Source organism: Muricoccus vinaceus (assembly GCF_042433125.1).
Lineage (GTDB): Bacteria > Pseudomonadota > Alphaproteobacteria > Acetobacterales > Acetobacteraceae > Roseomonas > Roseomonas vinacea.
Window position 1 is genome coordinate 1 of sequence record NZ_JBHLVZ010000117.1, and the last position, 24,522, is coordinate 24,522.

Consider the following 24,522-nt stretch of genomic DNA (forward strand, 5'->3'; position numbering starts at 1 on the left):
ATGACTTTAACCTCAGAGTTCACCCGATCCGAAACAGGGGCAGACCGAAGTGTTCGACGACCCCGTCGTCGCAACAGCCCTACTGGACAGGCTGCTGCACCACGCCGTGGTCATTCAGATCGAGGGCGCCAGCTACCGCCTCCGCCAGCACGCCGACCTCGTCCCCGAGCACATCCGCTCCAAAGCACTCATCCACCCACCCGCAACCGCGGCCCCTCCTCGCCGCCGCGGGCGACCGCCCAAATCCGAAGCTCAGGCTACCGCCTAGCGTCGGACCGAACCGCGGAGTGGGGAAAATTCAAAGCCCACATTCGGGCAACATCCAACGCCCGTTGACACCTGCGCTCTTCGCCCGTGTGCAGGAGGGTGTGCAGGAGGGTGTGCGCAAACACTGCCCGGAGATGATCGTCCAGTTCTCAACCGGTGGCTGGGGCCGGGACGGCATTGGCAAGTTGTTCGACGAGAAGACGCGTTCGGTCGCGTGACTGAAAGGGCGGAAGGTTCATGATGCCGTTTGGACACAGGTTTCCTGCCCCCAGATCCGAAAGGCCTTGGTCCGGGCGCACCGGTACTCGCCAGCCGTTATCAGGTGCTGGCGAGGACGGAAATGGCCGTAGATCATGCTGTGCGCCGAGAGGAACCGCTGTGCCTGTTCGGCCGTCCAGAGAAAGCCGCGCTGAGATCGGACGGGCGTTGCTGTGCGAAGCGCCTCGGTAACTAAGCCTGGCGAAGGCTACGGGGAGCCTGGCCGGTCGAAGAAGCGCTGTCGGACCCGGAACTGGCGCCACCATGACCGGGGCTTCATTGCACGCGGTCACCTGATCTTCTGGCCCTCGCTGGACCTCTCTCCGCATAATGCGATGTGCCCTCAGCGGAGGATCGCGCCCTGCGCGACGGCGAGGCCGCGGCTGCACCGGCGAACGGCCCTGGCTCCGGCGCTACCCCTCACCGCGCTTCAGGCGCCGGTCGAGTGCCTCCGCCGGTTCTGTGAGCGCGCTCACGCCAAGGTAGGCGTAGGAAGGGCGCAGCGGCGCGTCGGCCCTACGCGGCCCGCAATATGACAAGCACGGCCGTCGCACGATGGACGTGAAGGAGACGTCGGCGGCTGGCAGGAACATGCTGGCGGTGGCGAGTGCTGGGACGGAGGTGGTGGATCTGTCAGAGCTCGCGCCAGGGGTGCCCGGGTTGGCGGGCGAGGGCAGATCCCCCCTGGTCGCGCTTGGCGCGCGGGATGAGTACCGTCATGCCCTCGCTCGTAAAGCGCAGGTGCTCGCGGTCGATCCCCACCAGCTCGGAGCGTTGGAGCGCGCCCGCGAAGCCCACCAGCAGCAACGCCTTGTCCCCGAGCCCCACCACGTCGGTCCCGCAGCTCGCCAGCAGCCGCTTAACCTCGGCCGAGGTGAGAGCGGCCGCTGGGTGGGAGGGCTTGTCGTGGGTGGCCAGGATGCCGCGCATGGTAGCGCTGATCGCCGGCTGGCGGGTCTCCCACAGATGCCCGGCCTGGCGGTGATGGTGGGCGATGGCCGCGAGCCGCCGGCGCAGGCCGCTACGACCAAGCGTCTTGGCCAAACTCGCGAGGTGGCCGGCGATTACCACCGAGGCGGCCGGCGGGCTCGACCCACTGCTCCCCGTCATGCCCCTGCCCTCTCCCATCGCGGTGAGGAAAGCCCCGTATTGGCTGGCGATCCCGCAGCCGTCCCCACCAGAGGCCCCACTCCTCTGCGCCGCTACGGCCTGTCGGGCGAGCGACGCCGTGCCACCGTTCGGCTCGCCGGGATGGTGCCCGCAGGCCCAGCACCGTGGCAATCCTCCCCTCCGCCACCCTTACGCACGATAATCCATGAAGGCAGTGCTGAACTCGGCGCCTGAGGGCGTTAAGCCATTGATTGCGATGGATATTGCTCTCAGGCCCCCTCGACGCGGACGGGGCCTCGTGGCGCGGCCCCGCATTCCGTCCTTTAATCGTGCTTTCCGGACGGAAGGGGGCGCGCCAAGGTGGCGCATGCCCGACGATGCGCCCCCTGCCCTGCCCCAGCCGCCTCTCGCGCCGCCCGGGCCAAGCGAGACCCTCCTGTTGCACACGAGCCTGCTCGGCGATCTGCGAGTGCCCGGGAGCCCGGCGCAGGCGGCTGAGCTGCAGGCGCTTTCGGCACGGGCCGCCGTCTACGCCACCCGTGCCCGCGGCGAGGGCACCCGCCGCGCCTACCGCTCCGCCTGGAGCGCCTTCGAGGCCTGGTGCACCTCCCTCGGCCGCGAACCCCTGGCCGGCGACCCCGAGACGCTCGCCATGTACGCCGTGCGCTGCGCCGACCGTGGCCTCACCGTCGCCAGCCTGCGCGTCCACCTCGCCGCCATCCAGGCCGCCCACCGCCTCGCCGGGGTCGCCCTCGACCTCCGCCACCCGCGCCTCGTCATGGTTCTCGAGGGCATCGCCCGCGACAAGGGAACCCGCCCGCGGCAAAAGGCCGCGGCCGCCGGGCCCAACGTGCTCCGCCTGATGCTGGCCACCCGCCCCTCTCCCGCTACCCCGCTCGGCGCCCGCGATCGGGCGCTGCTACTGATCGGCTTTGGCGCCGCCCTCCGCCGCAGCGAGCTCGCCGGCCTCGCGCTGGGCGACGTCACTCCCGTCCCCGGGCGCGGCCTCCGCGTCCTCGTCCGCCGCTCGAAAACCGACCAGCGCGGCGCCGGCCAGGAGGTCGCCGTTTGGGCCAACCCGAGGGAGCCGGACTTCTGCCCCCTCACCGCCCTCGACGCCTGGCTCCTCTTCCGCCGGAAGGGACCCGACATCACCGGCGGGGCGTCGGATGGGGAGAGGCCGCTCTTTGTCGGCATGAGCAAGGCCGGGCGACTCACCGGGCAGGAGCTGTCGGGCAAGGCGGTCTGGCGGCTGGTGAAGGGGGCGGCCGAGAATGCTGGGATCGAGGGATGGGAGCGCTTCTCGGGGCACTCGCTGCGGGCGGGGCTCGCCACCGCCGCCGGCGAGGCCGGCGCCGACCTCGCCCAGGTCATGCGACAGACCCGGCACCGCTCGGCCGATGTCGCCCTCGGCTATCTCCGCCCCGCCGACCTCTGGCGCAACAACCCTACCCAGGGAATCTGGGGCGCGTCGGAGGATGCGGATTGAATGCGTGGCCGACCACGATGCTGCGGCGCTCCGCACGTTCGCCGCCTTCCCAATCTGGAAATCTATGACAGAGGGCATCTGACCGGCACCAAGCCGCGCTGGACCCTTGCGGGCGCCCTGGAGCGATGGCGCCAGCCCCCGAGATTGGCAGCCTCGCGTGGTACGATTTGGACTACGTGGTGGCGGGGCTCTCGCCTTCGGAGATCGCGCCGGGCCTGATGGACCTCGAGTGGCCCGAGGAGGATGATGACAGTGGTCCGGCGGAGGAGGCCCCCTTCCCTGCCTCGCCGGACACCGGCGGGCCTGCCCGGACCGTTTCCGTCCCTGGCGAGCTGTCGTGGTTTCACGGTCTGCTCGACATGGTGCGGGTGGCGCCCCGGTCTCAAGTCGAGGCGAGGAGGGCTGGTCCCTCCCGGAGGCTGAGAAAGAGGTCCAGCACACCGTTGCCGACATACAGGGTCGCCGTCCGGCCACCCTGCCACCTCGTCATATGGCCGCAGGATTAGGCGGGCTTCTCAAGCCTCCGCCGCTTCCCTCACCACAGCCTGTTCAGGAGACCGCCATGCCTAACGCCTCCATCGCTCCCAAGACATCCTCCAGGCGCCTGTCCCCGAAGCAGACCGCCGTGCTCATTGCTGTCCTCCAGCACGGCTCCTGCCCTCGGTGGGACCGCGACTACGGCATGATCCGCTGTTGCTCTATTTGGGTGGTCGGCGAGAGTACGCACCACGAGGCCGACGACGCGCAGCTGCTCGACGTCGGGCTGCTGGTCCGGGACGGCGCCCCGGACGCGGGCGGCCGCCACAGCCTCTGGGAATACGCCAGGCGCTACCTGCCGACCGCGATGGCCCGGGCCCAGTTCGTCGCAGATGCCGCAGCCTCGGACGCGGCGGCGTAGCCGATCCCCTTCACAGGCTCTTCCCGATACCGGAGAGCGGAGGCAGCCGCACCGGCCCCTTCGTGTGCCGACACCGAGAGGGTGGAAAGATTGGTTCCGCGCCGTCGTAAAATGGCCAATTGGCCATTACGCCGTATGACAATCTGGCACCAGGACGCCGGAGGATATCGTTGATGTCCGAGAAAGCTGCCCCTCTCAACGGTCTTGCACGCTCCTCTTCCCCGGAAGTCCATAAGCCCGGACGGGCCGACCGCATCGGTCCCTTCGGACGTGTCGACCTCCTCCCGGTCGCCGATCTCACTTGTGCGCCGGACGTAGAGGACGTCTGTCTCGGGCCGTTGAACGCCTTGCCCATGAAGCGGGTCCTGCCGAACGGCGGCTCGCCCGGGGTGGCCGGGGTAGTCGACCCTCACCCCGCGGAAGCAGGCGCCGAGCGCCCCGCTGTCGCAGCGCCATATGACCGGACGGCCACCGTAAACAAGCCGAAACCCACTACCCTCAGCGCACTTCGTCAGTGGCATGCCCAGAAGAAAGGTGTCTTCGCGGCCTACAGCGGTGACATCCAGGTGGCCTACATCTGGCGCAAGGAGAACGAGCCCTCCGGCCGTTAGCAGTGGATGATGGACGGCGTCCACTGGAGGTGGATCTGCGCCTCCCGGGCCGAGGTCGCCGCGGCGGCTACGGCGCGCCGGGCATGCGAGAAGGCCTGAGCCAGGTGGCTCGAACAGGCCGGTTTCGGGGGGGCTGACGTTCAGGCGGCTTCCTGGGCCTGCATCTCCAGGGCCCTGGTAAGGTCGAGATCAGCCAGCAGCTGCCAGCTCCTGTCCGACTCCGGCCGCTGGTCGAGCGCCACGAACAGCTTTTCGTAGCAGGCAACCAAGAGCGCCAGCGGGTAGTCCGGCGGGTTCCGGAGCACTTGCTACCGCGCGATCTGGCGGACCTAGTTGACCGTGACGTGGACGATGTCGGGGGTGCTTATATCCAGCTCCTGGACGTGGTCGGCCCGGCAGCATGCCGCGCAAGCCTGAAGTCGCCCTGTCATATGACGCTACGGCGGACCGCTGCCACCGCGTCATATGACGTTGTGGCCTATGTGCGCGTTGACCGCATGACCTCGTCCCGTTACAAACTTGGGGCATATTGACCAGGAGGTCGCCGTGATCGTCGTCAGCGTGCTCGCCCGTAAGGGCGGCACCGGAAAGAGTTCCGCCGTCCGGTGTCTGGCCGTCGAGGCTCTCAAGGCGGGGCGCCGCGTCGTCATCATCGACACCGATCCGCAGCCGACCTGCTACCGGTGGGGACAGCGCCGCTCGGCCGCCGGGATCCCCGTTCCGCTGGTGGTGGTCCCAGCCCCGGGTGGCCTCGCCGCGCAGATCGAGGGCTACCGGGCCCAGGGCGTCGACCTGGTCCTGGTGGACACTCCTCCGACCGCGACGCCCGCCGTCAACGCTGCCCTGGACCATTCCACCGGCGCCCTCGTTGTCACGCGACCCAATCCGGAGGACCTGGAGAGCGTCCAGGAAAGCCTCCGCGTGGCCAGCGCCCAGAAACGCCGGACCGGCGTGATCCTGTGGCAGGCGCCGCCGGACAAGCGGGTGAAGGCCGTCGCCCTGGCGCGGGAGGCGCTCGAGGCAATGGGCGCGGACGTCTGCCCCACCGCGATCTCGGCCTCCATCAGCTACCCCTACGCCTATGCCGAAGCCCTGACGCCGCAGGAGCGCGAGCCAGAGGGCAGGGCTCGGGCCGAGCTGGCGGACGTATGGGGATGGCTTCAGCGCAGTGGCATTATGGCCACTGTGCCATATGACATAAAGACCGCAGCATCGCTGGGTCCTCTGACCGATGCGCCGGTGGGCACGAAGGGTAAGCGCGGCCGCAGCAAGGCCTCTTCCAAGGCAGAGGTGACAGCGTGAGCAAGCGTTCCGCGGCCCCGGTGTCCTACGCGGCGTCCCTGATGGTGGAGCCGCCCCAGCCTGCGCCAGCAGCACCGGCGTCGCCTCTGGCCGCAGCGCGTACCCCGGTCGCCGAACCCGAGGTCGTGCAGGGGAGGGGGCGCCGCCCGCTGGAGGACGCCGCCGATCCTTCGGTGCTGTACCTGCACCCGACGGGGAAGAAGGCGCTCCGCCTCTATGCGGTCGAGAAAGGCGTCAAGGTCCACGACCTGTTGCTCGAGGCTGTCGAGGCCTGGGCTGCGGAGAAGGGGCTCGTCGGACCGTGGCGGGTGCCATCCGCCGGTCCGCCCCGTCGCCGCCGCGGGTAGGGCAGGGGAGGAGCCTCGTCGTTGTGTCATATGGCATTACGACCGTATGGCCTTATGGCCTGTTGGCCACTAGAATTCGCGTTCTCGTCAGCCCTTGGAACGGATTGGCCTTGCCTTTCCTTTCAGTAAGCCGAAAGAGTGCGAAAAGGGGATTCTATACAGGAGGCACCCCGGAGTGGGTGACGACAATGACGGCGGACATGCGGCAGACGGTCCATGGGAGGGGTGTCTATCCGATCCGCGTCGCGGCTCGGTTGGCTCATCTCGACCCACAGGCGGCCCGCCGCTGGGTGGAAGGCTACGAGTACGGCTACCGCGGCGAGCGCCGCCAGTCTGCGCCCATCAGCTACCTCGCCAAGGCCCGGCAAGCGGAAGGCGGCCTCGTACTCGACTTCGAGCAGCTGCTCACCTTAATGCTCGTGAAGGCGTTCAAGGACCGCGGCCTCGGCCTGCCCACCATCAAGCGAGCCGCCGCGCGGGCCCGGGAGGTCTACGGCACCCCGAACCCGTTCGTGACGAAGCGGTTCCGGAGCGACGGAAACCACGTCTTCATCGACCTCGAGACGAACGCGAAGGGCCGCGAGCGCGAGCTCATTAATGTGCTCTCCGACCAGCGGGAGTTCCGCGAGATCGTGGAGCCGTCCCTGTTCCGCGACCTTGTCTTCGTCGGCGACGAGGCGGGCGAGTGGTGGCCCCTGGGCCGCGACCACACCGTCGTCCTGGCACCGGCGCGGCAGTTCGGGGCGCCGATCATCGCGGGGAAGGGAATCCGGACCGATGTCCTCGCCCAGGCCGTGGCGGCCGAGGGCGGCAGCGACGACGGCGTGAAGGCCGTCGCCGACTGGTACGACTTGACGCCCGCCCAGGTGCGGGACGCCGTGCAGTTCGAGGGGGCATGGCAGGCGAAACAGGCGGCCTGACCTTCGTCTTCGACCAGAACTTCGGATCTCGGACGGTGGAACTCCTCCGGCTCGGCCGGATGCAGCCGGTCGACCGCATCACGACCCTGACGGAACTCGGCTACGCCGCGGACGCGCCGGACGAGGAATGGATGCCCCAGCTCGGCGCCCGGGGATCCCATGCTGTCATCACACGGGATGGAGAGATCCTCCGAGCCTCGGTCCGCCTCGACGCCTGGAAGGCCTCCGGCCTGACGCTGCTTCTCCTGGACGGCCGGTGGGGACAGCTTCCCCTCCACGACCTGACCCGCGGCCTGATCTACTGGTGGCCCCTAATGGTGGAGCAGGCAACGGCCGCGAAGCCGGGGACCGCCTGGACCGTACCCCACGCGGTCCAGGCGCCCTCGAAAGGAATCCGGCTGGTGACCCCTCAGGTGCGCCCGGCGCTGTCGAAGGACGGGAAGGTGGTGGACATCTCCGAGTCCGCTCCTCGCCGCCGGGGCAGCACCAAGGCCTAGTCGCCGACCAGACAGCGCCCGGGATGTGATCCTTATCCTCCCGTTTTCCTTCGCACGGGGAGGGCCGGGGACGATGTGATCCTTGCCGACCGGGCCTTCAGCGCTGGATGGGGGCAGGGGAGGGGGCAAGGAGAAGTCCCTTGTCCACCACCGTCACCCGGGCTGCGCGGTAGGCCGCCAGTGCTAGGGCGAGCGGCTCCTTGAACTCGGCCCTGAACGCCTTCAGCTTCTTCTCCCGGCCGAACTGGCGCCACAGGGCGGACCAGCTGACCACCGTGTCCGCCTGGAGGGCGTGGAGCCGGAACGCTAGCCACAGATAGATGTCGATCGCCCGGGGGGAGGACTGGATGTTCTTGATGGCGGCCCGATCCACTGGGATCGGGTGGCGCTTCAGCTCCCGAAAGAAGGCCTCAGACAGGACGACCTTCTCGATCATCCGTGTCTGCCGCTTCGTCCGAGGGTCTTCCATGCTGGTGTAGTGGAAGGCCTCCACGAGGCGCTCATTCACGATGACGGCTTCGCGGTCGTTGCCGAACTTGAAGTCGATGGCGCATCTCGCCAGCCGCTCCAGCTGGTCCGCGACCTTCCGGCTCACGGGCCCACCGCGAGTCAGGCCCAGCCTCGTCAAGAGGGCGTTCGGGTTGCTGCCCATCGAGATTTCCCGGGAGCCCGTCTCGAAGGCTTCGGTTTGCCAATCGATGAGGATGAGTCGCGCCAGCGTTCCCGAGGGGACCGAAAGGGCCTCCCTGGTGCCGTCGTCCATGACCCGAACGCCCGGCCGAACCAGGAGCTGCGCGTAGTCCGTTCCGATGAGCCAGTCTTCGCCAGGAGGATGTTCCCGATGCGGGAGGCCGGCGAGGCACCAAGCGGAATAGGTGTAGCCGACCTCGAAGCCGTTTTCGAGTTCGCGCGTGATGCTGGCCGATGCGGTATCGACGATGCGTCGCCCGTTCCGGCCTGCCACCGCCTTCAGGAGCGCCGAAGGGCCCGTATCGGGGTCGTCATGGAGGGCGACGGTATCGCGGGCGTAGGTCACCGCTCCGCTGCTACCCTTGGCCTCGACCAGCTCGTGGATGGATCCGAACAGATCGGACTGGGGCGCTTCTCCCAATGCTGCTTTCCGGCCACCAGTCACTACCACCTCCATTGGCGGTGAAACTGCCCCGGGAATAACCGGCAGTCGATGTGTCTCTTGCCGACCGGGAGGGCAGTGCTCATGTGTCCATTGCCGACGCACACCAATATAAAGGATTGAATCTGGATTCTTATAGTAGTGGGTCGGCAACAGACACGTGGATAACCTCGCAAGTCTCTGAAACTACTTAATCGCAGAAATCGAATTCGAATATCCAGTTGGCAACGGACACATCGAGAGCCGCAGAAACAAAGGTTTGGCAAGGATCACATCCGCCTCTACGACGGCTCGCGACTCGGATGATGGAAAAATGCCCCGCCAGGGCCCTCCGGTCGGCAAGGATCACATCTCGGGCGGGCATCCAGGAGTGGCAAGGATCACATCCGGCCGATGCTGTCGCCGAGGCTGGTGGTCATGTCCGGGACGGGATTGGCAAAGATCACATCGTTGGCCGGGAGGCCGTTGCCCAGGGCAGGGCGGCCCAGCTACGGTCTGGACCCAGGTAGCGGAACTTCAATTTCCCCTACGCGGTGCAAAGGACGGGGAGGGGGCTCGGTTAGAGTCCAGACGAGGCGGCGGAGCACGTCCTGGAGCGGACACCGAGGGTTCGCCGTTCCCTAGCTCGGCAACGGCGCCATGTCGACATGCACGAGGCAGGGCACTACGCTGTGGCCGCGCAGTTCGGCATGCCAGAGCTGAGCTGAGCGACTGTGTTGCTGGTCAATGGGCGTTCTGCCTTCTGATGCTGGCCGGGATCCCGGTTCGGTTCAAGGCGGGCGCTGCGCACCCCCGCCTTCAGCGGCTTCGGCCTTGAGCCGTCCCTGTCTCCCGGCCTCGGTACGGCAGTCAAATCGACGCGGCGTGCACTTCGCTCTTCCATGCTTGTCCGCTCCGAATGATGGCGTTGAGGATGGTCAGCAACTTGCGCGCGACGGCGACGAGGGCAACGAGCTTGGGCTTGCGGGCGTCGATCAGCCGCTGGTGGAATACCTGGAGGGTGGTGTTGTGACGGGCAGCGGTGATGGCGCCCATGAATAGCACGGCACTTACGCTGGCATGGCCGCCGCCGATGAAGCTCTTGCCACGCCACTGGCCGGACTGGCGGGTCCAGGGCGCAAGGCCGGCGAGGGCCGCGATCTCGCGCCGGTCGAGACGGCCGAGTTCCGGCATCTCGGCCAGTAGGGTGCGCGCGATGACTGGCCCGACCCGAGGCACGGAGGCGAGCAGCTTCTCCTTCTCGCGCCAGATGTCGGAGCCGCGGACATTCGCGTCAATCTCACGGTCGACTTCGGAGAGCTCCTTTTGCAACGCCTCGAGCAGCCGGATGATGCTGTGCTGCGATCGAGGCGCGAGGAGGCGTTTCTGGCGCTGCCGCTCGGCCACCATCATGGCGATGATCTGGCCTCGTCTGGCCCACCACCACGTTCTCGAAGCCGCCGGTCGCCTCGACGGCGACGGCGACTGGGCCGAGCGGCTTCAGCCGTGCGGCCAGGGCATCAAGCCCGCCGGCATCGCGCGCGATCGCGAGGCTCTTGTCGGCTTCCCTCACAGTGCCATCCGCAACTAGCTGGGCACTCGATGCCAGAGTGGCGAAAACGAAGGCTGTCCTGCCAGCTTTGAGGTCCTGCAAGGCGGCCCCGCCGCCAAGGTAGTGCACGGCAGTAACCCTCAAGGCTCTTGAACCGGAGCATCATTTCGCCTGCCAGGTGAGCGGCACTGGCTTTCCCAGAGGTTCCGTAGGCCACCTCACCCGGCTTTGCCCGGATGGCTGCAAAGAGGTGCTCCAGGGTGCGATGTGGGGAGCCGACGGGCACGACGAGGACCTGAGGCAGGACCAGGACCTGCGTGATTGGTGCGAAGGAGCGTCGGTAATCAATGCCCACGTTCTTGACGGAGTAGGGGGCTACCGTATGTCCCTGAGCGTCCCAGAGCAGGGTGTAGCCGTCGTTTTGAGCGCGGGCGACGCGGGTAGCTCCGACTGTGCCGCCGGCGCCAGGACGGTTCTCCACAATGATTGGCTGACTGAGAAAGTCAGCCATTGGCGCGGCGAAAAGCCTTGAGGAGGTATCGGCGCCACCTCCTGGGCTGTAGGGCGTGACCAGGGTCACAGGACCAGTGGGATACTGACCCTGGGCATGTGCGGTGCGTCCGAGAACGGCCGCGCCGATCGCCGCCGTAGCGGACAACAGGTGTCGGCGGGAAAGGCTGTTCGGCACGTCGATCTCCATCGCGCGCAGGGCCCCGGCACCATTCGCTGATGCTTGCTCGCGTATTCCCGCCTCAGGCTACCGGGAAATTGTTATGATTTTGCAAATAGAGCCTGGAACCAACAACATGTAGGTGTTGACTTGTCTCTAGTGACGTGTCTCTAGTGACGCGTCACTAGAGACGCCTGGAGGCTTTAATGCCCAGAAAGCAGAGCCCGGCCGAGAGCCGGCAAGCACGGTACGCGGAGAGGAACAGGCAGATCGGCTTAGTGCAGGTTGCAACCTGGGTGCCGGCGGAGCAGCGGCACATGGTCAATCGCATCGCGGAAAGTGCTCGTGCTAACGCGGCCAAGGTTGCCGCGGACTATGTCACGGCGCTTTCCACCGAAGACCAGCGTGACTTCCTAGACTCCTTTTGGATGTCTGGCGGGAAGAAGTATTCCCTCTTCAAGAGCGGGAAGAACGAAGAGCGGGTGGTTGCGGTCAAGGTCATCCCGTACCGCTGCAAACCTACCCTCGTCACCATGCCCACCACCCCCGACACTGACCAGTGGCAAATGGCTAGCGAGCACCCGCAGCTGGCTCAGATTCAGGACATGCGCGGGTATCATTGGGAGACACCAGAATACCGGAAGCTGTGTGTCGACCTAAATCTCGACCCCGACGAAGGGAGGCCGGTCTTCCGCGCCTCTTATGAAGAGCTGGGCGAGCGGTTGGTGGTGTGGATTGCCGACCACTTCGATAGTTCGAAGCCTTGGGGAGACGAACCTGCGGAGCCGCCGGAGTGGGCTGATGTCTGGGACCGCCCACGCTATGAGCCGCATACGCGTCGGATGGCAGGGATCAGCGCCCTGTGTGATTTCGTAGACCTGCTCCTCGACGATGCGGATCTGTATGCCGCCGAGATCGATGCCCTGCGGCGCAAATTCTCTTACTTCCCTCTGGGCTTCCTGCCTTGGGATGCGGAACTGCGGTCCATGCTGGCAGGTGACGAGTTTCTAGAGGTCGGCCGCCAAGCTCGTGGCAGTGGTGGAGGCGCACGGCGCGACCATAACCGCCTTGGAAGTGCGGTTGAGGTCGAGTTCCTCCCCTCGAGATACGGCACTGGCCATCGGTGTGTCTTTTCGACCAGCTATGCTGACTGGGAAGATCCGGACGAAGACGGCTGGCCGGCTAGGAACTACTCCGACGTTCGTGGCGTCGCTGTTCTGCCTACTGATGAGACGATCAAGGAATCGGCTTGGCTCTCCATCGTCATGGACCGTCTGAGGCGACAGGGAGTGCTGTTTCTGCCGGAGAGTGAGGTGCAGAAGTACCTCAACACCGAAGGGACTTTCTGGGTTCATCAGGACCATTCGGGTTACTTCCCGCTGAAGCGTCCAATCCGCAAGCCGTCACTGGGGGAGCAGATGCTGTGGAAGGTGAAGCGTCCCTACATGCCTATAGATCGCGAGTTGGTTCGTCTGGAAGCACTCCACCCCATCCCCTAACGCACCCCGCTGCACCTTGGTCCTGCGCCAGCGAGGCTCACCTGGTGGCACTGCACGAGCGCCGCACAGGGGGGCCCACAGGGCGTCTCCGCGGCCCTCCTCCCCATGGAGGGGTCGGGGTCGCTCCGGCTCCCTGTGGACTCCCTGCACGGCGGGGCAGCGCGATCTGGGGAGAGGCCTTGGGGATCAAGGTAGGTGCTAGACAATGATCCCCGTAACCCCGACAATTCGCGGGCGGGCTCCGCCATCTCGGCCTGGAAAACTGAGGACATGGCGGACAACCCGTACGAGGCGTGCCTTGATGTCGCACGGGCGTACGGAGGGCGGGCAGTGCCCGTAATCCGGTTAGTTTGGCCGCCGCCGGGCCTTTAGCGAATAGAGGTTCCACACGCTACTCAGGGGTGACGAAGGCCAAGGAACCCTTGGGGCCGATGAGTCCTGCTAACGGCGGCTAACCCGTTCGTGGGGGCCAAACCGCAACCTCCCAGGGTCGCGGCGCGTCGCTGCCCGGAGACCAGACCCATGCGGTCTAATCCCCGGTTTACTGTCACGGTTAAGGTCGATCTAGCGGCCACCATCCTCGCGTTGGGGGCAGTGCTGAAGATGCTGCTGTGATGGTGACGGGGGCTGCCTTGGCAGCCCCCGTTTCCCTTGAAGGCAAGTTCGCCGCCGCAGTCATGCCCTTCAGAGAAGCAGAATCTCATTGCAGGACAGGAGTGGACATCCTTGAAATAGCGACCGCCCAGGACTCAGCTTCCTGCCGCGCTGAGCCGAACGGGATGGCCAACCAGCGAACGGAACCGTTGGGCGAAAGTTGGTATTGAATCTCAAGGTAAGCGTATTCGTCGACGGTAGTCTTTGAGCGCGATTTTCCGCCAAAGGTGTACCCGAGAAACAGGCTGCCTCCCGCGCCAACGGTGAACCTGCCGCTCTCTTGCGTCACGGTGTGCAAGGTCTGCTCGCGCTCAACTCGCGCGGAGGCAATCTGCTCCGGTTTGAGATTGAGTTCCTCATAACGGGTCTCGAAGGAGACGACCGCGAGGCGCCCCTCCCCAAGCACGGCCATAGCGCCTGGCGACGGATTGCGCCATGTCCGGAGCATCGACAAGGCCCGCTGACGCTGATCGAAGAACTGGCCGATCTTCTTCTCGCACCCACGGAACCGAGTGACACGATAGGGCCACAAGGCGAGTGCGTAGATCACGCGATAGAGGATGCGTGCCGTAATGACACCGAGAAACAAGGTGAAAACCCCGTTCAGGAGAGCATCGCTCCAGGAGGATCGCTCATAGAAATTGAGCGCGAAGGCAATCGAGGCCAAGAGGCAAGCTAGAGCCATGAGCGTCCAGTCGGTCCACCGTTCAATCGCATGAACATGTTGAACGGTGCGGAAAATCGCTGCCGAACTGCCTTGTGAGTTAGCCGGGGCAACCGCCCCAGTATCGACTGCGCCGGTATTGGCGATCGGCATTCCTGTCTCCGTTCAGACTGTGCTGCCTGAGATTACGTCCCAAGCCGGTAGCCTGAAAACTGGACCCCCCGCCGGGGAGGCATCCCCTCCAGCGAAGCGCTAAAGAAGCGCATCGCTGGAGGGGTGCTGGGAGGGTAGGCCAGATCCGGCCGCGTCAATTGCTGTCCTCGCCGGTGCTCGCCATGCTCGCTCCGCTGCGCGTTGTAGCGCGACAATCAGGATGGTTTTCGTATTGCCTCAGCCAGGAATGCTCCCGACACGGCTGACGTTGCCTCACCCGGTTGCGCCTGTTGCCTCATAGCCTGCTGCCCATTGCCGCATCACCTTTCATGGCTTCCTCGGTCGTGGCGGTGCCAAATACCAGCCGATGCGCCTCCCCCCGGCGCCAGGTTTTCACGCGCCGTTGCAGGGTTCTGAGGAGCCCAGCAGGGTGGCTGCCCGGCTGTTCCGCCTGCAGCCGCTCCAGCAACTCACGGGACGTCCGCCAGGGCTCGGCCATGAACCAGGCCTCCAGCTGCGCTGTCACGGCGGCGAATGGATCCGGACGGCGCCGCAGCCGCCTGGCCGTCTCCTTGGGCCGGGCGGTCGGCCGCACCTCGCCCTCTTGCCATGCCGTCCGTAGCCCGGTCAGGAACGCCTCCAGGCTCGGCGCCGTGGGCTTCGCCCTCTCGCCCGCGACCGGCCGGTCGGCGATCTCCACCAGGCGCTGCTGCATGGCCCGGATTGCCCGCAGCAGTTCCACCGGATCGAGCGTCGCGTGCAGGGCCATGACCCGCAGGCGCACCTCCTCGCCCGTCCTCGGGTCCGCCACCAGCCGCTGATAAGGCGTCGCCGGCGGGTGGTAGCGCTTCCTCACCTTTGCGCCCTCGCGGGCCTTCTCCGCCAGCTTGAACGAGGGCTGGAAAAAGTTCACGAACAACCGCACGGCGCCGTAGAGCTGGGCCAGCGCTGCCGCGGCCTCGAGCCCTTCAAGGCGCCGGTAGCCCACGATCCGTCGCACCACCGCCCCGTTCTTCTGCTCCACCCAGGCCTGGTCGTTCTTGCGGTACGGCCGACACCGGGTGAACTCCACCCCGGCTGCCGTGCAGTAGTCCCGCACCGTCTCGTTCATGAACACGATGTCATTGTCCGTGTCGAACCCCAGCAGTGCGAACGGCATCCTCTTGCGCAGCTCACCCAGCACCTCAACCAGCAGCCCCTGCTCCCGCACCAGCAGCGGCGCGCATTCCGTCCAGCCCGTGGCGATGTCGGTCAGCACCAGCGTCTGCACGAAGCTGCCTTTGGCCGTCGGGCCGCTATGCGCCACCAGATCCGCCTCGACATACCCGGGCGCCGGATCGCCCCAGTCCGAGAAGGTCCGGACCGGCACGCTCCGCCGTACCGCTGCCGAGGGTGCCGCCCGGCGCCGGCGCCGCCCACCGGCCCCATCCCTCGCCTGTCGTAGCGCCCGGTCCATTGTCGCCGCGCTCATCGCCAGAAGGCTGACCCGCACCTCCGGCGCGAGCTGCAGATGCCCGTTCCGCTCCATCGCCTCCACCAGCACCGGCACCAACGGTCGCAGCCGCTTGCCGCAGACCCGGTCCGACGCCTCCCAGAGCACCACCAGCGTCTCACGCACCGCCTCGCCATAGACCCGCCGCCCCGGCCTTGGCCCTCCCCCTATCCGGGGTAACCCAGACCGCAGCAGGCGGGTCGCATGCCGACGGTGAAACCCCGTCACTGCCGTGAACCCGTCCAGGATCAGCCCCCGCTCACGACGGCCAGCCCGGGCGTAGCGCTCCGCCGTCACCGCCACCAGCTCGTCACGCGTCGCCATGCTCACCCGCCTCATCTCCGCCCCCGGAACTCCTGGCCCCAGGGGAACATTTCAGATGAGGCAACAGCCCCACCTTCGGGAGCATTTCAGGCGAGGCAATGCGACCGGCCAAGGTTGCTGTCGCGCTACACCGGAGACCAGACCTATGCGGTCTAATCCCCGGTTTACTGTCACGGTTAAAGTCGATGTTGCGGCCACCATCCTTGCGATAGCGGCACTGCTGAAACTGCTTCTGTGATGGGAGGGGGGCTGCTGAGGCAGCCCCCGTTTCCTTCTAAAAATGGCCTTAAAATCGCGCCAAGATCCCAAGGTCCTCATGCCCGCCTGGCGGAGATCCGGAGGGCCGCATTTTGCTGCGCCAGCAGGGCGAGATTTCTTGCCGCGAGGAATAGGCGAAGTCGGATAAGCCCATCCTCGCAGCCTTTTTCCCCCTTAGTCGGCCCATGAGCAACGCGCATAGATGAGGAACGAGCCATCAGACATGATTCATAGCTTCGATTCCACACATTCAACGCGAAAATAAAGATGTCGACCCTCCGCATGGATGCCAATAAATGGACGGCCTCTGAAACATGGAGGCCGCCGTGGCCCAGTCTGCTCCGCTTGTTTCCACTTCCATCACGCGGGTTGCCGGCACCCGTCAGGGCGACTTCCCGGACCTCCCGAACAATTGGCGATATACGACCTTCTTGCTGGGCGCGGCGGTCGCCCTGTCGGCGGTCGCCGGCGTGCCGTATGAGACTGTCACCTATAGGATCGGTCGCACGGGTCGGCGCAATTTGTTCCCCAATACTAACATTTACGCCGGCACCCTTGTGAAGGCCTGCCGGGGCCACTTCGGCCAGCGCCACCTTGCCGGAAAGGGGTGGGATCAGGCCAATCTTCGCCCCTGGACCGTGACGGTCGCGGAGGTTGAGGCGCATCACCAGCGGCTGATTGCCGCTCGTCCGCAGAAGACTCGGCGCAGCCGGTCCGCGAATCCCTGAAAAGGGCGGGATCGTCTAGAGCGGCTCCGCGGTGCGACGGCCAATCCTGCAATCGCGTGAGCCCCGCCCACAGGGGACCCCAGGGTGTCTCGCCGCCCTTCCGCCCTCTGAGAAGGGGTCGGGCGGCTCAGCCCCCTGGGGGCTCTGTGGACGGGGTGTCCAGCTGGTGGATCTGGGATCGAGGTGAGGCTGGATCACCCTTGTCATACTGCAGGAACGGGTCTGGGTTTGGAGCGTCGCGTGTACGCGAGTCCCTTGACCACCCGACAAATGTTTCCATCACGCAAGGAACATGGTTCACGTATAACAGGGAAATCTGGAGCAGAGCCTGAAGCGTGGGCAGAAGCAGCGATCGGGCCGGATGGCGAGCGCACCACCGGGGCGTGTGGGTGAGGGGGAACGTGGTGGATAAGAAGACCCTGAGCGAGCGGGACGTCTGCTCAAAGTTCATTACGCCAGCCCTGACGGCAGCGGGATGGAACAGCGTCGCTCAGATCCGCGAGGAGGTCAGCTTCACGAAGGGCCGCATCATTGTCCGCGGGAAGCTCGTCAGCCGGGGCAAGGGAAAGCGCGCCGACTACGTCCTCTACTATAAACCCAACCTTCCCATCGCGCTGATCGAGGCTAAGGACAACACCCACTCGGTCGGAGACGGGCTCCAGCAGGGAATTGAGTACGGCGAGATCCTCAACGTGCCCTTCGTCTTCTCCTCGAACGGCGACGGCTTTGTGCTCCACGACCGCACGGGAACCTTCCCACAGAAGGAGCAGAACCTCGGGCTGGACCAGTTTCCTTCGCCCGAGGAGCTCTGGCGCCGCTACGCCTCCTGGAAGGGTTTGACCCCAGCGATCGAGCAGGTCGTGCTCCAGGAGTACTTCGACGACGGTGGAGGTAAGGAGCCTCGCTACTACCAGGTCAACGCCGTCAACGCGGCCATCGAGGCCATCGCCAAGGGCCAGGATCGGATATTGCTGGTCATGGCGACGGGAACCGGCAAGACCTACACGGCCTTCCAGATCATCTGGCGACTGTGGAAGGCAGGCCGCAAGAAGCGCATCCTCTTCCTTGCCGACCGGAACGTCCTGGTCGATCAGACCATGGTCAACGATTTCCGGCCCTTCGGGGCGGCCATGGCAAAGCTCAGCACCGACGCCAAGACGATCGAGCGCGCCGACGGCTCCACCGTCAGCCTCGCCACGGCCATGGACAAGAAGCGGCGCATCGACACCGCCTACGAGATCTACCTCGGCCTCTACCAGGCCATCACCGGCCCAGAGGAGCGCCAGAAGCTCTTCCGGGAGTTCTCCCCCACCTTCTTCGACCTGATCGTCATCGACGAGTGCCACCGCGGCAGCGCATCGGCCGATTCCGCGTGGCGCGAGATCCTCGAGCACTTCTCGGGGGCGGCCCAGGTCGGCCTGACGGCCACGCCGAAGGAGACCAAGTACGTCTCCAACATCGACTACTTCGGCGAGCCCGTCTTCTCCTACTCCCTGAAGCAGGGCATCCAAGATGGCTTCCTCGCCCCTTACAAGGTGATCAAGGTCCACATCGACCGGGACGTGGAGGGTTACCGACCCGCCAAGGGTACGGTTGATCGTGACGGCAACGAGGTAGAGGACCGGATCTACAACCAGAAGGACTTTGACCGCACGTTGGTCCTCGACGACCGCACCAAGCTGGTGGCGAAGAAGGTCTCGGACTTCCTGAGGGAGAGTGGCAACCGCTTCCAGAAGACCATCGTCTTCTGCGTCGACGAGGAGCACGCCGCCCGGATGCGGCAGGCGCTCGTCAACGAGAACCAGGACCTCTGTGACGCTAACTCCCGCTATGTCATGCGAATTACCGGCAGCGACACCGAGGGCCAGGCGCAGCTCGGGAACTTCATCGACCCGGAATCCAAGTATCCGGTCCTGGTAACCACCTCCCGCCTTCTCTCGACGGGCGTGGACGCCCAGACCTGTCGCCTCATCGTGCTCGACCGCGCCGTCGGCTCGATGACCGAGTTCAAGCAGATCGTTGGGCGCGGAACCCGGGTGCACGAGGACACCAAGAAGTTTTACTTCACCCTCATGGATTTCCGCGGCGCCACCAGCCACTTCGCCGACCCCGGGTTCGACGGGGAGCCGGTCCAGATCTACGAGTCCGGGGAGGGTGACCCGATCACCCCGCCCGACGAGGCTCCCACCACGGACGAGGACGGCAAACTGCTACCCCCCACCCCTGGCGAGGACGAGACCGTGGTGGACGGAGAGCCGCACGACATCTCAATCAAGGGGGACGGCACCGGGCGCCAGAAGATCTATGTGGATGGCGCCGGGGCGACGATTGTTGCGGAGCGCATCGAGTACCTGGACAGGGAGGGCAAGCTCGTCACCGAGAGCCTTCGCGACTTCACCAGGAAGGCCCTGCGGAAGCACTTCACCAGCTTGGACGCCTTTCTCCGCCGCTGGAAGGACGCCGACCGGAAGCAGGCGCTCCTCGACGAACTGGCGGATGAAGGCCTTCCCCTCAGGACGATTGCCGAGGAGATTGGCAAGGGTCTCGACCCCTTTGACCTCATCTGCCACATCGCCTTCGACCGTCCTGCCTTGACCCGGCGGGAGCGAGCCGAGAACGTCCGTAAGCGCGATGTGTTTACCAAGTACGGGACGCAGGCGCGCGCCGTGCTCGACGCGCTGCTGGCGAAGTACAGCGATGAGGGCATCACGAACCTCGATGACCCGCAGGTCCTGCAGATCACACCCTTCAACAGCATGGGCACGCCCCTTCAGCTCATCCGGCAGTTCGGATCACGGGCCGACTTCCAGAACGCCGTGAACCAGATGCAGTCCGCTCTCTACGAGGAAGCCGCCTAAGCCATGTCCGTCCGCAATACCGTTAAGTCCATCCAGGACATCATGCGCCAGGACAGCGGCGTCGATGGCGACGCCCAGCGCATTTCGCAGCTCTGCTGGATGTTCTTCCTCAAGATCATCGACGACCAGGATCAGGAGCTGGAGGAGATGAACACCAGCTACCGGTCCCCCATCCCGACGCAACTGCAGTGGCGAAACTGGGCCGCTGACCCTGAGGGGATCACCGGGGAGGCGCTGCTCGCCTTCGTGAACGGCGAGCTCTTCCCGGCCCTGAAGGCCCTACCGATCGCCGGCGCCGCGGGCAATCGGCGCCGCGTTGTCCGCGGCGTGTTCGAGGACGCCTATAACTACATGAAGTCCGGCCAGCTCATGCGGCAGGTCGTCAACAAAATTAGCGGCGTAGACTTCAACGACTTGGTCGAGCGCCGGCACTTCGGCGAGGTCTACGAGCAGCTGCTGAACGACCTGCAGAGCGCCGGCAATGCCGGAGAGTACTACACACCGCGCGCCGTCACCGCCTTCATGGTGGACCGCATCGATCCGAAGCCGGGCCAGACCCTATTCGACCCCGCCTGCGGCACCGGCGGCTTCCTGACCTGCGCCATCCGGCACATGCGGGACCGCTACGTGAAGCGGCCGGAGGACGAGCAGCTGATGCAGGCCTCGCTCCGGGCCGTCGAGAAGAAACCGCTGCCGCACATGCTGTGCGTGACCAACATGCTGCTGCACGGGGTGCAGGACCCCGGCTTTGTCCGCCACGACAACACCCTGGCGCGTCCCTATATCGGCTGGGCGCAGTCCGACCGGGTGGACATCGTTCTGACCAACCCGCCCTTCGGCGGACGGGAGGAGGACGGGATTGAGAGCAACTTCCCGCAGCATTTCCGTACGCGGGAAACGGCGGACCTTTTCCTCGCTCTGATCATCCGCCTGCTGAAGCCGGGCGGCCGCGCGGCGGTGGTGCTTCCTGACGGGTCGCTGTTCGGGGAAGGGGTGAAGACCCGCTTGAAGGAGCACCTGATGGAGGATTGCAACCTGCACACCATCGTCCGGCTGCCCAACAGCGTCTTCCGCCCCTATGCCTCCATCGGCACCAACCTGCTGTTCTTCGAGAAGGGCGAGCCGACCCGGGAGACCTGGTTCTGGGAACACCGGGTGCCGGAGGGGCAGAAGGCCTATTCCATGACCCGGCCGATCCGGCAGGAGCACCTGACCGATTGCGCGGCATGGTGGGGCGGGGCCTCGCGCACGGGGCGGGTGGAGGGGCCGCAGGCCTGGCGGGTGACGGCCGAGGCGGTGAAGGCACGCGGCTACAACCTCGACATCAAGAACCCGAGCACGGTCGCGGAGGACCACGGCGACCCGGAGACGCTACTGGCGGACCTGGATGCTGCCGAGGCCGAGACGGCGCGGCTGCGGGAGGAGCTGAAGACGATCCTGGCCGAGGCACTGGCGCGATGAGGGCCGAAGCGCTGCTGGCCCATTACGCGCGGATCACGGAGGCGCCGGATGCCATCGCGCGGCTGCGGCGGTTCGTGCTGGACCTCGCCATGCGGGGAAAGTTGGTGCCGCAGGATCCCAAGGAGGAACACGCGTCGGAGTTGCTGAAGCGGATCGGCCTAGAGAAGTCCGGCCTGCCCGGCACGCCTGTACGCGGCAGGCGCGTCGAAGGCCGCTCGCGCACTACCGATTTTGAGTTTGCGTTGCCCTCAGGATGGGCCGTTTCAACGCTGGGCGAAGTCGCATTGAAGATAGCCGACGGTGCACACCAAACGCCAACCTATGTAGGTTCTGGTGTGCCGTTTGTGTCAGTAAAAGACTTTAGCGGTGGTAAGCTCAATCTTTCCAACACGCGGTTCATCACTGAAAGCGAGCACCGCGAGTTGTATAGGCGATGCGACCCTCGACGTGGTGATCTACTTATCGGCCGCATTGGGACGCTTGGCCGCGCGGTCGTTGTCGATACTGACATCGAATTCAGCCTCTTCGTCAGCGTGGGCCTAATCCGACTCAGCCTCGCCAACGTAGTACCGCATTTCCTCCGCTTCCTTCTCAACTCTCCACTCGTCGAGGCCGAATTCGACCGTATCAAGATCGGCGGTGGGACGCATACTAATAAGCTAAACCTTGGTGACCTAAAGACTGTCGCTATTCCACTGCCCCCCCTTGCCGAACAGCACCGCATTGTCGCCAAGGTGGATGAGTTGATGGCGCTGTGCGACCGGCTGGAGGCGGCGCGGACGGCACGGGAGGCGACGCGCGACCGGCTGGCGGCGGCGAGCCTCGCCCGCCTCAACACCCCCGATCCCGACACCCTCCTGGCCGACGCCCGCTTCGCCCTCGACGCCCTACCCGCCCTCACCAAACGCCCCGACCAGATCAAGCAGCTCCGCCAGACCATCCTGAACCTCGCGGTCCGCGGCAAGCTGGTGCCGCAGGAGGTGGGAGATGAGCCGGCGGCGAAGTTGCTGCGTAGGCTACGTGCCGCTCAATCAGATGCCCTGGCAACCGAAGGGATTCGTGCTCGGCAACCGGTCCAGGCATTGCAACGGGAAGAGCTTTGGTTCGATGTTCCGCCTGCGTGGGAGTTGACGCACTTCGACGAGGTGTTCGTCATCGTGAGCGGCGTCACCAAGGGCCAGCGCGTACCGGCGAACGAGGCGGTAGAGGCGCCGTACCTTCGGGTTGCCAATGTCCAGCGCGGCTTTCTTGACCTCGCCGTTATGAAGACGCTGACCGTTCGCGCGGCCGACGTGGAGCGCTATGCGCTCCGCGCGGACGACTTGCTGATGACAGAGGGTGGCGACTGGGACAAGCTTGGCCGCACCGCTGTTTGGCGCGACGAGGTCGCGGGCTGCATCCATCAGAACCACGTTTTCCGGGTGCGGCCTCCGTCGAAAGACATCGCTTCCGAATGGGTGGCCATCTATGCGAACAGTCCGTTGGGGCGGACCTTCTTCGAGGATGCTTCAAAGCAGACTACCAATTTGGCTTCAATCAACATGACGCAGCTTCGCGGGTGTCCGCTCCCCCTCCCACCTCTCGCCGAACAACATCGCATCGTCGCCAAGGTGGACGCGCTGATGGCGTTTTGCGACCAGCTGGAAGCGAGCCTCGCCACCGCCAGCACCACCCGCGCCAAGCTGCTTGAGGCATCGCTGCGCGATGCCCTTCTGCCCGCCGAGGAGGCCCTGCTGGAGGCCGCGCAATGACCCTCGCCGCCCGCTTCCTGGACGCCTACCCGCACCACAACATCGCCCGGCTAATCCAGGACCGCCTGACGCGCTGTCGGGAAGCCCGCATAGTCGCTGGCTTTGCCACGCCGGATGGCGTTGCCGCGCTGAAGGTCGGCGCCACGGCGCTGAGGATCACCCGGCTGGTGCTCGGGGCCGGCACCTTCAAGGCGTTCCAGGCGCTGGACAGCCTCATTGCCAGCGGCCTGCCCGCCAGCACCGCCCGGCTTCACCTGGGCTATTCCCGCGCCACCGGTTGGCCGAAAAATCCGTTCGAACGTCTGCGGCCGATGCTGCACAGCAAGATCTACTACTTCGAAATGCCGGACGGCACTGCCGCCGCCTTCGTTGGATCCCACAACCTCACCGGCTTCGCCCTGCGCGGCCGGAACGGGGAGGCCGCGGTGCTGCTGGAAGGCCCCGCCAGCGAGCCAAGCTTTGCCGATATCCGCGCCCATATCGAGGAAGCCTACCGCGTGGCCGTGGTCTATGACGCTGCGCTGAAGGAGGCCTACGCCACCTGGTACGCCGACTACCTCGACCGGCTGAAGACCGACATCACCGACATGCCCCGCACCGGCACCAGTGGCCGTAGCCTGGTGGTGATGGCCGAGGCCGCCGCCGGCATTGCCCCCGCCGTGGGCCAAGCGGTGTACTTCGAAGTCGACCGGCGCATTCAGGAGATCAACTCGATCCATACCCAGGTTCACCTGCACCTGTTCCCTCACTTGCCCGCCACGCCACGCGATGGCCTGGCCGCACTTGCCAATGTGGCGCAGGGCTTCCGTGCCAAGGTGCAGGCGATCGACGTCCGAGCCGGTTCCGCGGAGATCGACACCAACTGGTTCATGGACCAGCGCCCGCAGGCCGAGTTGAAGCGGGCACCGCGCCCCTTCCGCCCGCACCCGACTTCAGGGAAGCAGCAGGTCACGGCGCTGATCGAGGATCGTCTTGCCGAGACCTTCGAGTACGAGTTCGACCCGCCGGAGAAGTGGCTGCCACAACTCGGCGACGAACACTTGGTGGATGAGGAGACGGACGAGGTGTGGAACCCGGTCGTCGGCCTGCAGCCCGAACGGCGCCTGGAGGCGGTCGAGTGGCGTGGGTCAAAGATGCTGATGGAGCTGTCGCCGGATTCTGGGTCGTTCATCCTGCTGTCGCGTGGGCGACGCCGTCTTGATGGGTAAGCCGTCCCGGGTGCCTTTTAGCATCACCTTCCGCGCCCTGCGGGCGTTCGACGCGGGCTGGTTCACAGGGGCACCGCCACTCCGCTTCAAGAGCAGTCGCCGTGTCGGCGGGATGCTCGGCAACATCCGGCACGGCCACATCCTGCGACGGCTGCAGATCGCCTTGCCCAAGGTCCGTACCCTGCCGTCCGGCTCCTGGAGCCTCGACTTGCCACAAAGAGAACGCCTTCTACGGATCACCCCATGACCCTGCACCACGCCATCTGGACCGTCGGAGCCAATCCTACGCCGCTTGCCGCCGCCCAGCTCCCCAGCGAGCAGCTGCTGGAAGACATGATCGTTGCCGCGCCGCAGATGCTCTCCGACGCTTGGATGCTGTCCTCCGCCCCACAGTTGAATGAGACGCCCCGCAAGCGGACGGTATCCGCCGATGGGGTGCA

The 24,522-nt window shown here is 65.8% G+C and carries 20 protein-coding genes and 2 pseudogenes; 16 read left to right on the top strand and 6 right to left on the bottom strand.

What is annotated here, in order from left to right; translation table 11 throughout:
• Positions 1 to 46: 46 nt before the first annotated feature.
• Positions 47 to 268, top strand: a pseudogene (locus ACFFIC_RS29490) (ATP-binding protein); the annotation flags it as partial.
• Between the two features lie 890 nt (positions 269 to 1,158).
• Here ACFFIC_RS29490 and ACFFIC_RS29495 read toward each other — a convergent pair.
• Positions 1,159 to 1,635: a site-specific integrase gene (locus tag ACFFIC_RS29495; protein ID WP_377057192.1), complete on the bottom strand. Its 477-nt coding sequence runs from the start codon at positions 1,633 to 1,635 to the stop codon at positions 1,159 to 1,161.
• Between the two features lie 367 nt (positions 1,636 to 2,002).
• Here ACFFIC_RS29495 and ACFFIC_RS29500 point away from each other — a divergent pair, with 367 nt between their 5' ends.
• The 7 genes from ACFFIC_RS29500 to ACFFIC_RS29530 all read left to right on the top strand — a co-directional run bounded on the left by ACFFIC_RS29500 (position 2,003) and on the right by ACFFIC_RS29530 (position 7,699).
• Entirely contained in the window at positions 2,003 to 3,124 is a 1,122-nt protein-coding gene (locus ACFFIC_RS29500; protein WP_377057193.1) for a site-specific integrase, read from the top strand.
• Between the two features lie 562 nt (positions 3,125 to 3,686).
• Positions 3,687 to 4,022 (top strand): hypothetical protein, encoded by a 336-nt coding sequence (locus ACFFIC_RS29505; RefSeq protein WP_377057194.1) that lies wholly within the window; start codon positions 3,687 to 3,689, stop codon positions 4,020 to 4,022.
• Between the two features lie 173 nt (positions 4,023 to 4,195).
• Positions 4,196 to 4,633, top strand: coding sequence for a hypothetical protein (locus ACFFIC_RS29510; protein ID WP_377057195.1), 438 nt, complete (start codon positions 4,196 to 4,198; stop codon positions 4,631 to 4,633).
• Positions 4,634 to 5,179: 546 nt separating this feature from the next.
• The gene (locus ACFFIC_RS29515) at positions 5,180 to 5,935 is read left to right on the top strand and encodes a nucleotide-binding protein (RefSeq protein WP_377057196.1); all 756 of its coding nucleotides are present in this window, start codon (positions 5,180 to 5,182) and stop codon (positions 5,933 to 5,935) included.
• Positions 5,932 to 6,282, top strand: coding sequence for a hypothetical protein (locus tag ACFFIC_RS29520; RefSeq protein ID WP_377057197.1), 351 nt, complete (start codon positions 5,932 to 5,934; stop codon positions 6,280 to 6,282). The genes ACFFIC_RS29515 and ACFFIC_RS29520 overlap by 4 nt, the downstream gene beginning before the upstream one ends.
• Positions 6,283 to 6,482: 200 nt before the next feature.
• Entirely contained in the window at positions 6,483 to 7,202 is a 720-nt protein-coding gene (locus ACFFIC_RS29525; RefSeq protein WP_377057198.1) for a hypothetical protein, read from the top strand.
• Entirely contained in the window at positions 7,178 to 7,699 is a 522-nt protein-coding gene (locus ACFFIC_RS29530; RefSeq protein ID WP_377057199.1) for a PIN-like domain-containing protein, read from the top strand. Before ACFFIC_RS29525 ends, ACFFIC_RS29530 begins: the two co-directional genes overlap by 25 nt.
• Positions 7,700 to 7,796: 97 nt before the next feature.
• Here ACFFIC_RS29530 and ACFFIC_RS29535 read toward each other — a convergent pair whose 3' ends face one another.
• Complete coding sequence (locus ACFFIC_RS29535; RefSeq protein ID WP_377057200.1) at positions 7,797 to 8,834, bottom strand: replication protein RepA; 1,038 nt, start codon at positions 8,832 to 8,834, stop codon at positions 7,797 to 7,799.
• Positions 8,835 to 9,680: 846 nt separating this feature from the next.
• A pseudogene (locus ACFFIC_RS29540) lies at positions 9,681 to 10,244 on the bottom strand (transposase); the annotation flags it as partial.
• On the opposite strand from ACFFIC_RS29540, the gene ACFFIC_RS29545 reads away from it, so the two are divergent.
• The gene (locus tag ACFFIC_RS29545; protein WP_377057211.1) at positions 10,222 to 10,401 is read left to right on the top strand and encodes a hypothetical protein; all 180 of its coding nucleotides are present in this window, start codon (positions 10,222 to 10,224) and stop codon (positions 10,399 to 10,401) included. The pseudogene ACFFIC_RS29540 and the gene ACFFIC_RS29545 overlap by 23 nt on opposite strands.
• Here ACFFIC_RS29545 and ACFFIC_RS29550 read toward each other — a convergent pair.
• Positions 10,331 to 11,062, bottom strand: a complete 732-nt coding sequence (locus tag ACFFIC_RS29550) for a Bug family tripartite tricarboxylate transporter substrate binding protein (RefSeq protein ID WP_377057201.1) — start codon at positions 11,060 to 11,062, stop codon at positions 10,331 to 10,333. The genes ACFFIC_RS29545 and ACFFIC_RS29550 overlap by 71 nt on opposite strands.
• A 287-nt stretch (positions 11,063 to 11,349) precedes the next feature.
• Between ACFFIC_RS29550 and ACFFIC_RS29555 the strand changes: the two genes are divergently transcribed.
• Entirely contained in the window at positions 11,350 to 12,531 is a 1,182-nt protein-coding gene (locus ACFFIC_RS29555) for a hypothetical protein (RefSeq protein WP_377057202.1), read from the top strand.
• Between the two features lie 700 nt (positions 12,532 to 13,231).
• Here ACFFIC_RS29555 and ACFFIC_RS29560 read toward each other — a convergent pair.
• Positions 13,232 to 14,002 carry a hypothetical protein gene (locus tag ACFFIC_RS29560; protein WP_377057203.1) on the bottom strand — a complete coding sequence of 257 codons (771 nt, stop codon included), beginning with the start codon at positions 14,000 to 14,002 and terminating at the stop codon, positions 13,232 to 13,234.
• 295 nt (positions 14,003 to 14,297) lie between these two features.
• A complete protein-coding gene (locus ACFFIC_RS29565) occupies positions 14,298 to 15,833 on the bottom strand; it encodes an ISNCY family transposase (RefSeq protein ID WP_377057204.1) in 1,536 nt (511 codons plus the stop codon).
• Between the two features lie 557 nt (positions 15,834 to 16,390).
• On the opposite strand from ACFFIC_RS29565, the gene ACFFIC_RS29570 reads away from it, so the two are divergent.
• The 6 genes from ACFFIC_RS29570 to ACFFIC_RS29595 all read left to right on the top strand — a co-directional run.
• Positions 16,391 to 16,804 (top strand): hypothetical protein, encoded by a 414-nt coding sequence (locus tag ACFFIC_RS29570; RefSeq protein WP_377057205.1) that lies wholly within the window; start codon positions 16,391 to 16,393, stop codon positions 16,802 to 16,804.
• Positions 16,805 to 17,208: 404 nt separating this feature from the next.
• A complete protein-coding gene (gene hsdR / locus ACFFIC_RS29575; protein ID WP_377057210.1) occupies positions 17,209 to 19,662 on the top strand; it encodes an EcoAI/FtnUII family type I restriction enzme subunit R in 2,454 nt (817 codons plus the stop codon).
• A gap of 3 nt (positions 19,663 to 19,665) precedes the next feature.
• Complete coding sequence (locus tag ACFFIC_RS29580) at positions 19,666 to 21,123, top strand: type I restriction-modification system subunit M (protein ID WP_377057206.1); 1,458 nt, start codon at positions 19,666 to 19,668, stop codon at positions 21,121 to 21,123.
• Positions 21,120 to 22,874: a restriction endonuclease subunit S gene (locus ACFFIC_RS29585; protein ID WP_377057207.1), complete on the top strand. Its 1,755-nt coding sequence runs from the start codon at positions 21,120 to 21,122 to the stop codon at positions 22,872 to 22,874. The genes ACFFIC_RS29580 and ACFFIC_RS29585 overlap by 4 nt, the downstream gene beginning before the upstream one ends.
• The gene (locus ACFFIC_RS29590) at positions 22,871 to 24,082 is read left to right on the top strand and encodes a phospholipase D family protein (protein WP_377057208.1); all 1,212 of its coding nucleotides are present in this window, start codon (positions 22,871 to 22,873) and stop codon (positions 24,080 to 24,082) included. Before ACFFIC_RS29585 ends, ACFFIC_RS29590 begins: the two co-directional genes overlap by 4 nt.
• Before the next feature lie 243 nt (positions 24,083 to 24,325).
• Positions 24,326 to 24,522: hypothetical protein (locus tag ACFFIC_RS29595; RefSeq protein ID WP_377057209.1), on the top strand; the 197-nt coding region annotated here is incomplete at its 3' end.

Excerpts from the sequence above, each read along its gene's own strand:
- ACFFIC_RS29525 (WP_377057198.1), top strand. The coding sequence starts at position 6,483 with ATGCGGCAGACGGTCCATGGGAGGGGTGTCTATCCGATCCGCGTCGCG.
- ACFFIC_RS29545 (WP_377057211.1), top strand. The coding sequence starts at position 10,222 with ATGGCGATGATCTGGCCTCGTCTGGCCCACCACCACGTTCTCGAAGCC.
- ACFFIC_RS29530 (WP_377057199.1), top strand. The coding sequence starts at position 7,178 with ATGGCAGGCGAAACAGGCGGCCTGACCTTCGTCTTCGACCAGAACTTC.
- ACFFIC_RS29500 (WP_377057193.1), top strand. The coding sequence starts at position 2,003 with ATGCCCGACGATGCGCCCCCTGCCCTGCCCCAGCCGCCTCTCGCGCCG.
- ACFFIC_RS29510 (WP_377057195.1), top strand. The coding sequence starts at position 4,196 with ATGTCCGAGAAAGCTGCCCCTCTCAACGGTCTTGCACGCTCCTCTTCC.
- ACFFIC_RS29580 (WP_377057206.1), top strand. The coding sequence starts at position 19,666 with ATGTCCGTCCGCAATACCGTTAAGTCCATCCAGGACATCATGCGCCAG.
- ACFFIC_RS29560 (WP_377057203.1), bottom strand. The coding sequence starts at position 14,002 with ATGCCGATCGCCAATACCGGCGCAGTCGATACTGGGGCGGTTGCCCCG.
- ACFFIC_RS29505 (WP_377057194.1), top strand. The coding sequence starts at position 3,687 with ATGCCTAACGCCTCCATCGCTCCCAAGACATCCTCCAGGCGCCTGTCC.
- ACFFIC_RS29550 (WP_377057201.1), bottom strand. The coding sequence starts at position 11,062 with ATGGAGATCGACGTGCCGAACAGCCTTTCCCGCCGACACCTGTTGTCC.
- ACFFIC_RS29585 (WP_377057207.1), top strand. The coding sequence starts at position 21,120 with ATGAGGGCCGAAGCGCTGCTGGCCCATTACGCGCGGATCACGGAGGCG.
- ACFFIC_RS29565 (WP_377057204.1), bottom strand. The coding sequence starts at position 15,833 with ATGAGGCGGGTGAGCATGGCGACGCGTGACGAGCTGGTGGCGGTGACG.
- ACFFIC_RS29570 (WP_377057205.1), top strand. The coding sequence starts at position 16,391 with ATGGAGGCCGCCGTGGCCCAGTCTGCTCCGCTTGTTTCCACTTCCATC.
- ACFFIC_RS29495 (WP_377057192.1), bottom strand. The coding sequence starts at position 1,635 with ATGACGGGGAGCAGTGGGTCGAGCCCGCCGGCCGCCTCGGTGGTAATC.
- ACFFIC_RS29590 (WP_377057208.1), top strand. The coding sequence starts at position 22,871 with ATGACCCTCGCCGCCCGCTTCCTGGACGCCTACCCGCACCACAACATC.
- ACFFIC_RS29555 (WP_377057202.1), top strand. The coding sequence starts at position 11,350 with ATGGTCAATCGCATCGCGGAAAGTGCTCGTGCTAACGCGGCCAAGGTT.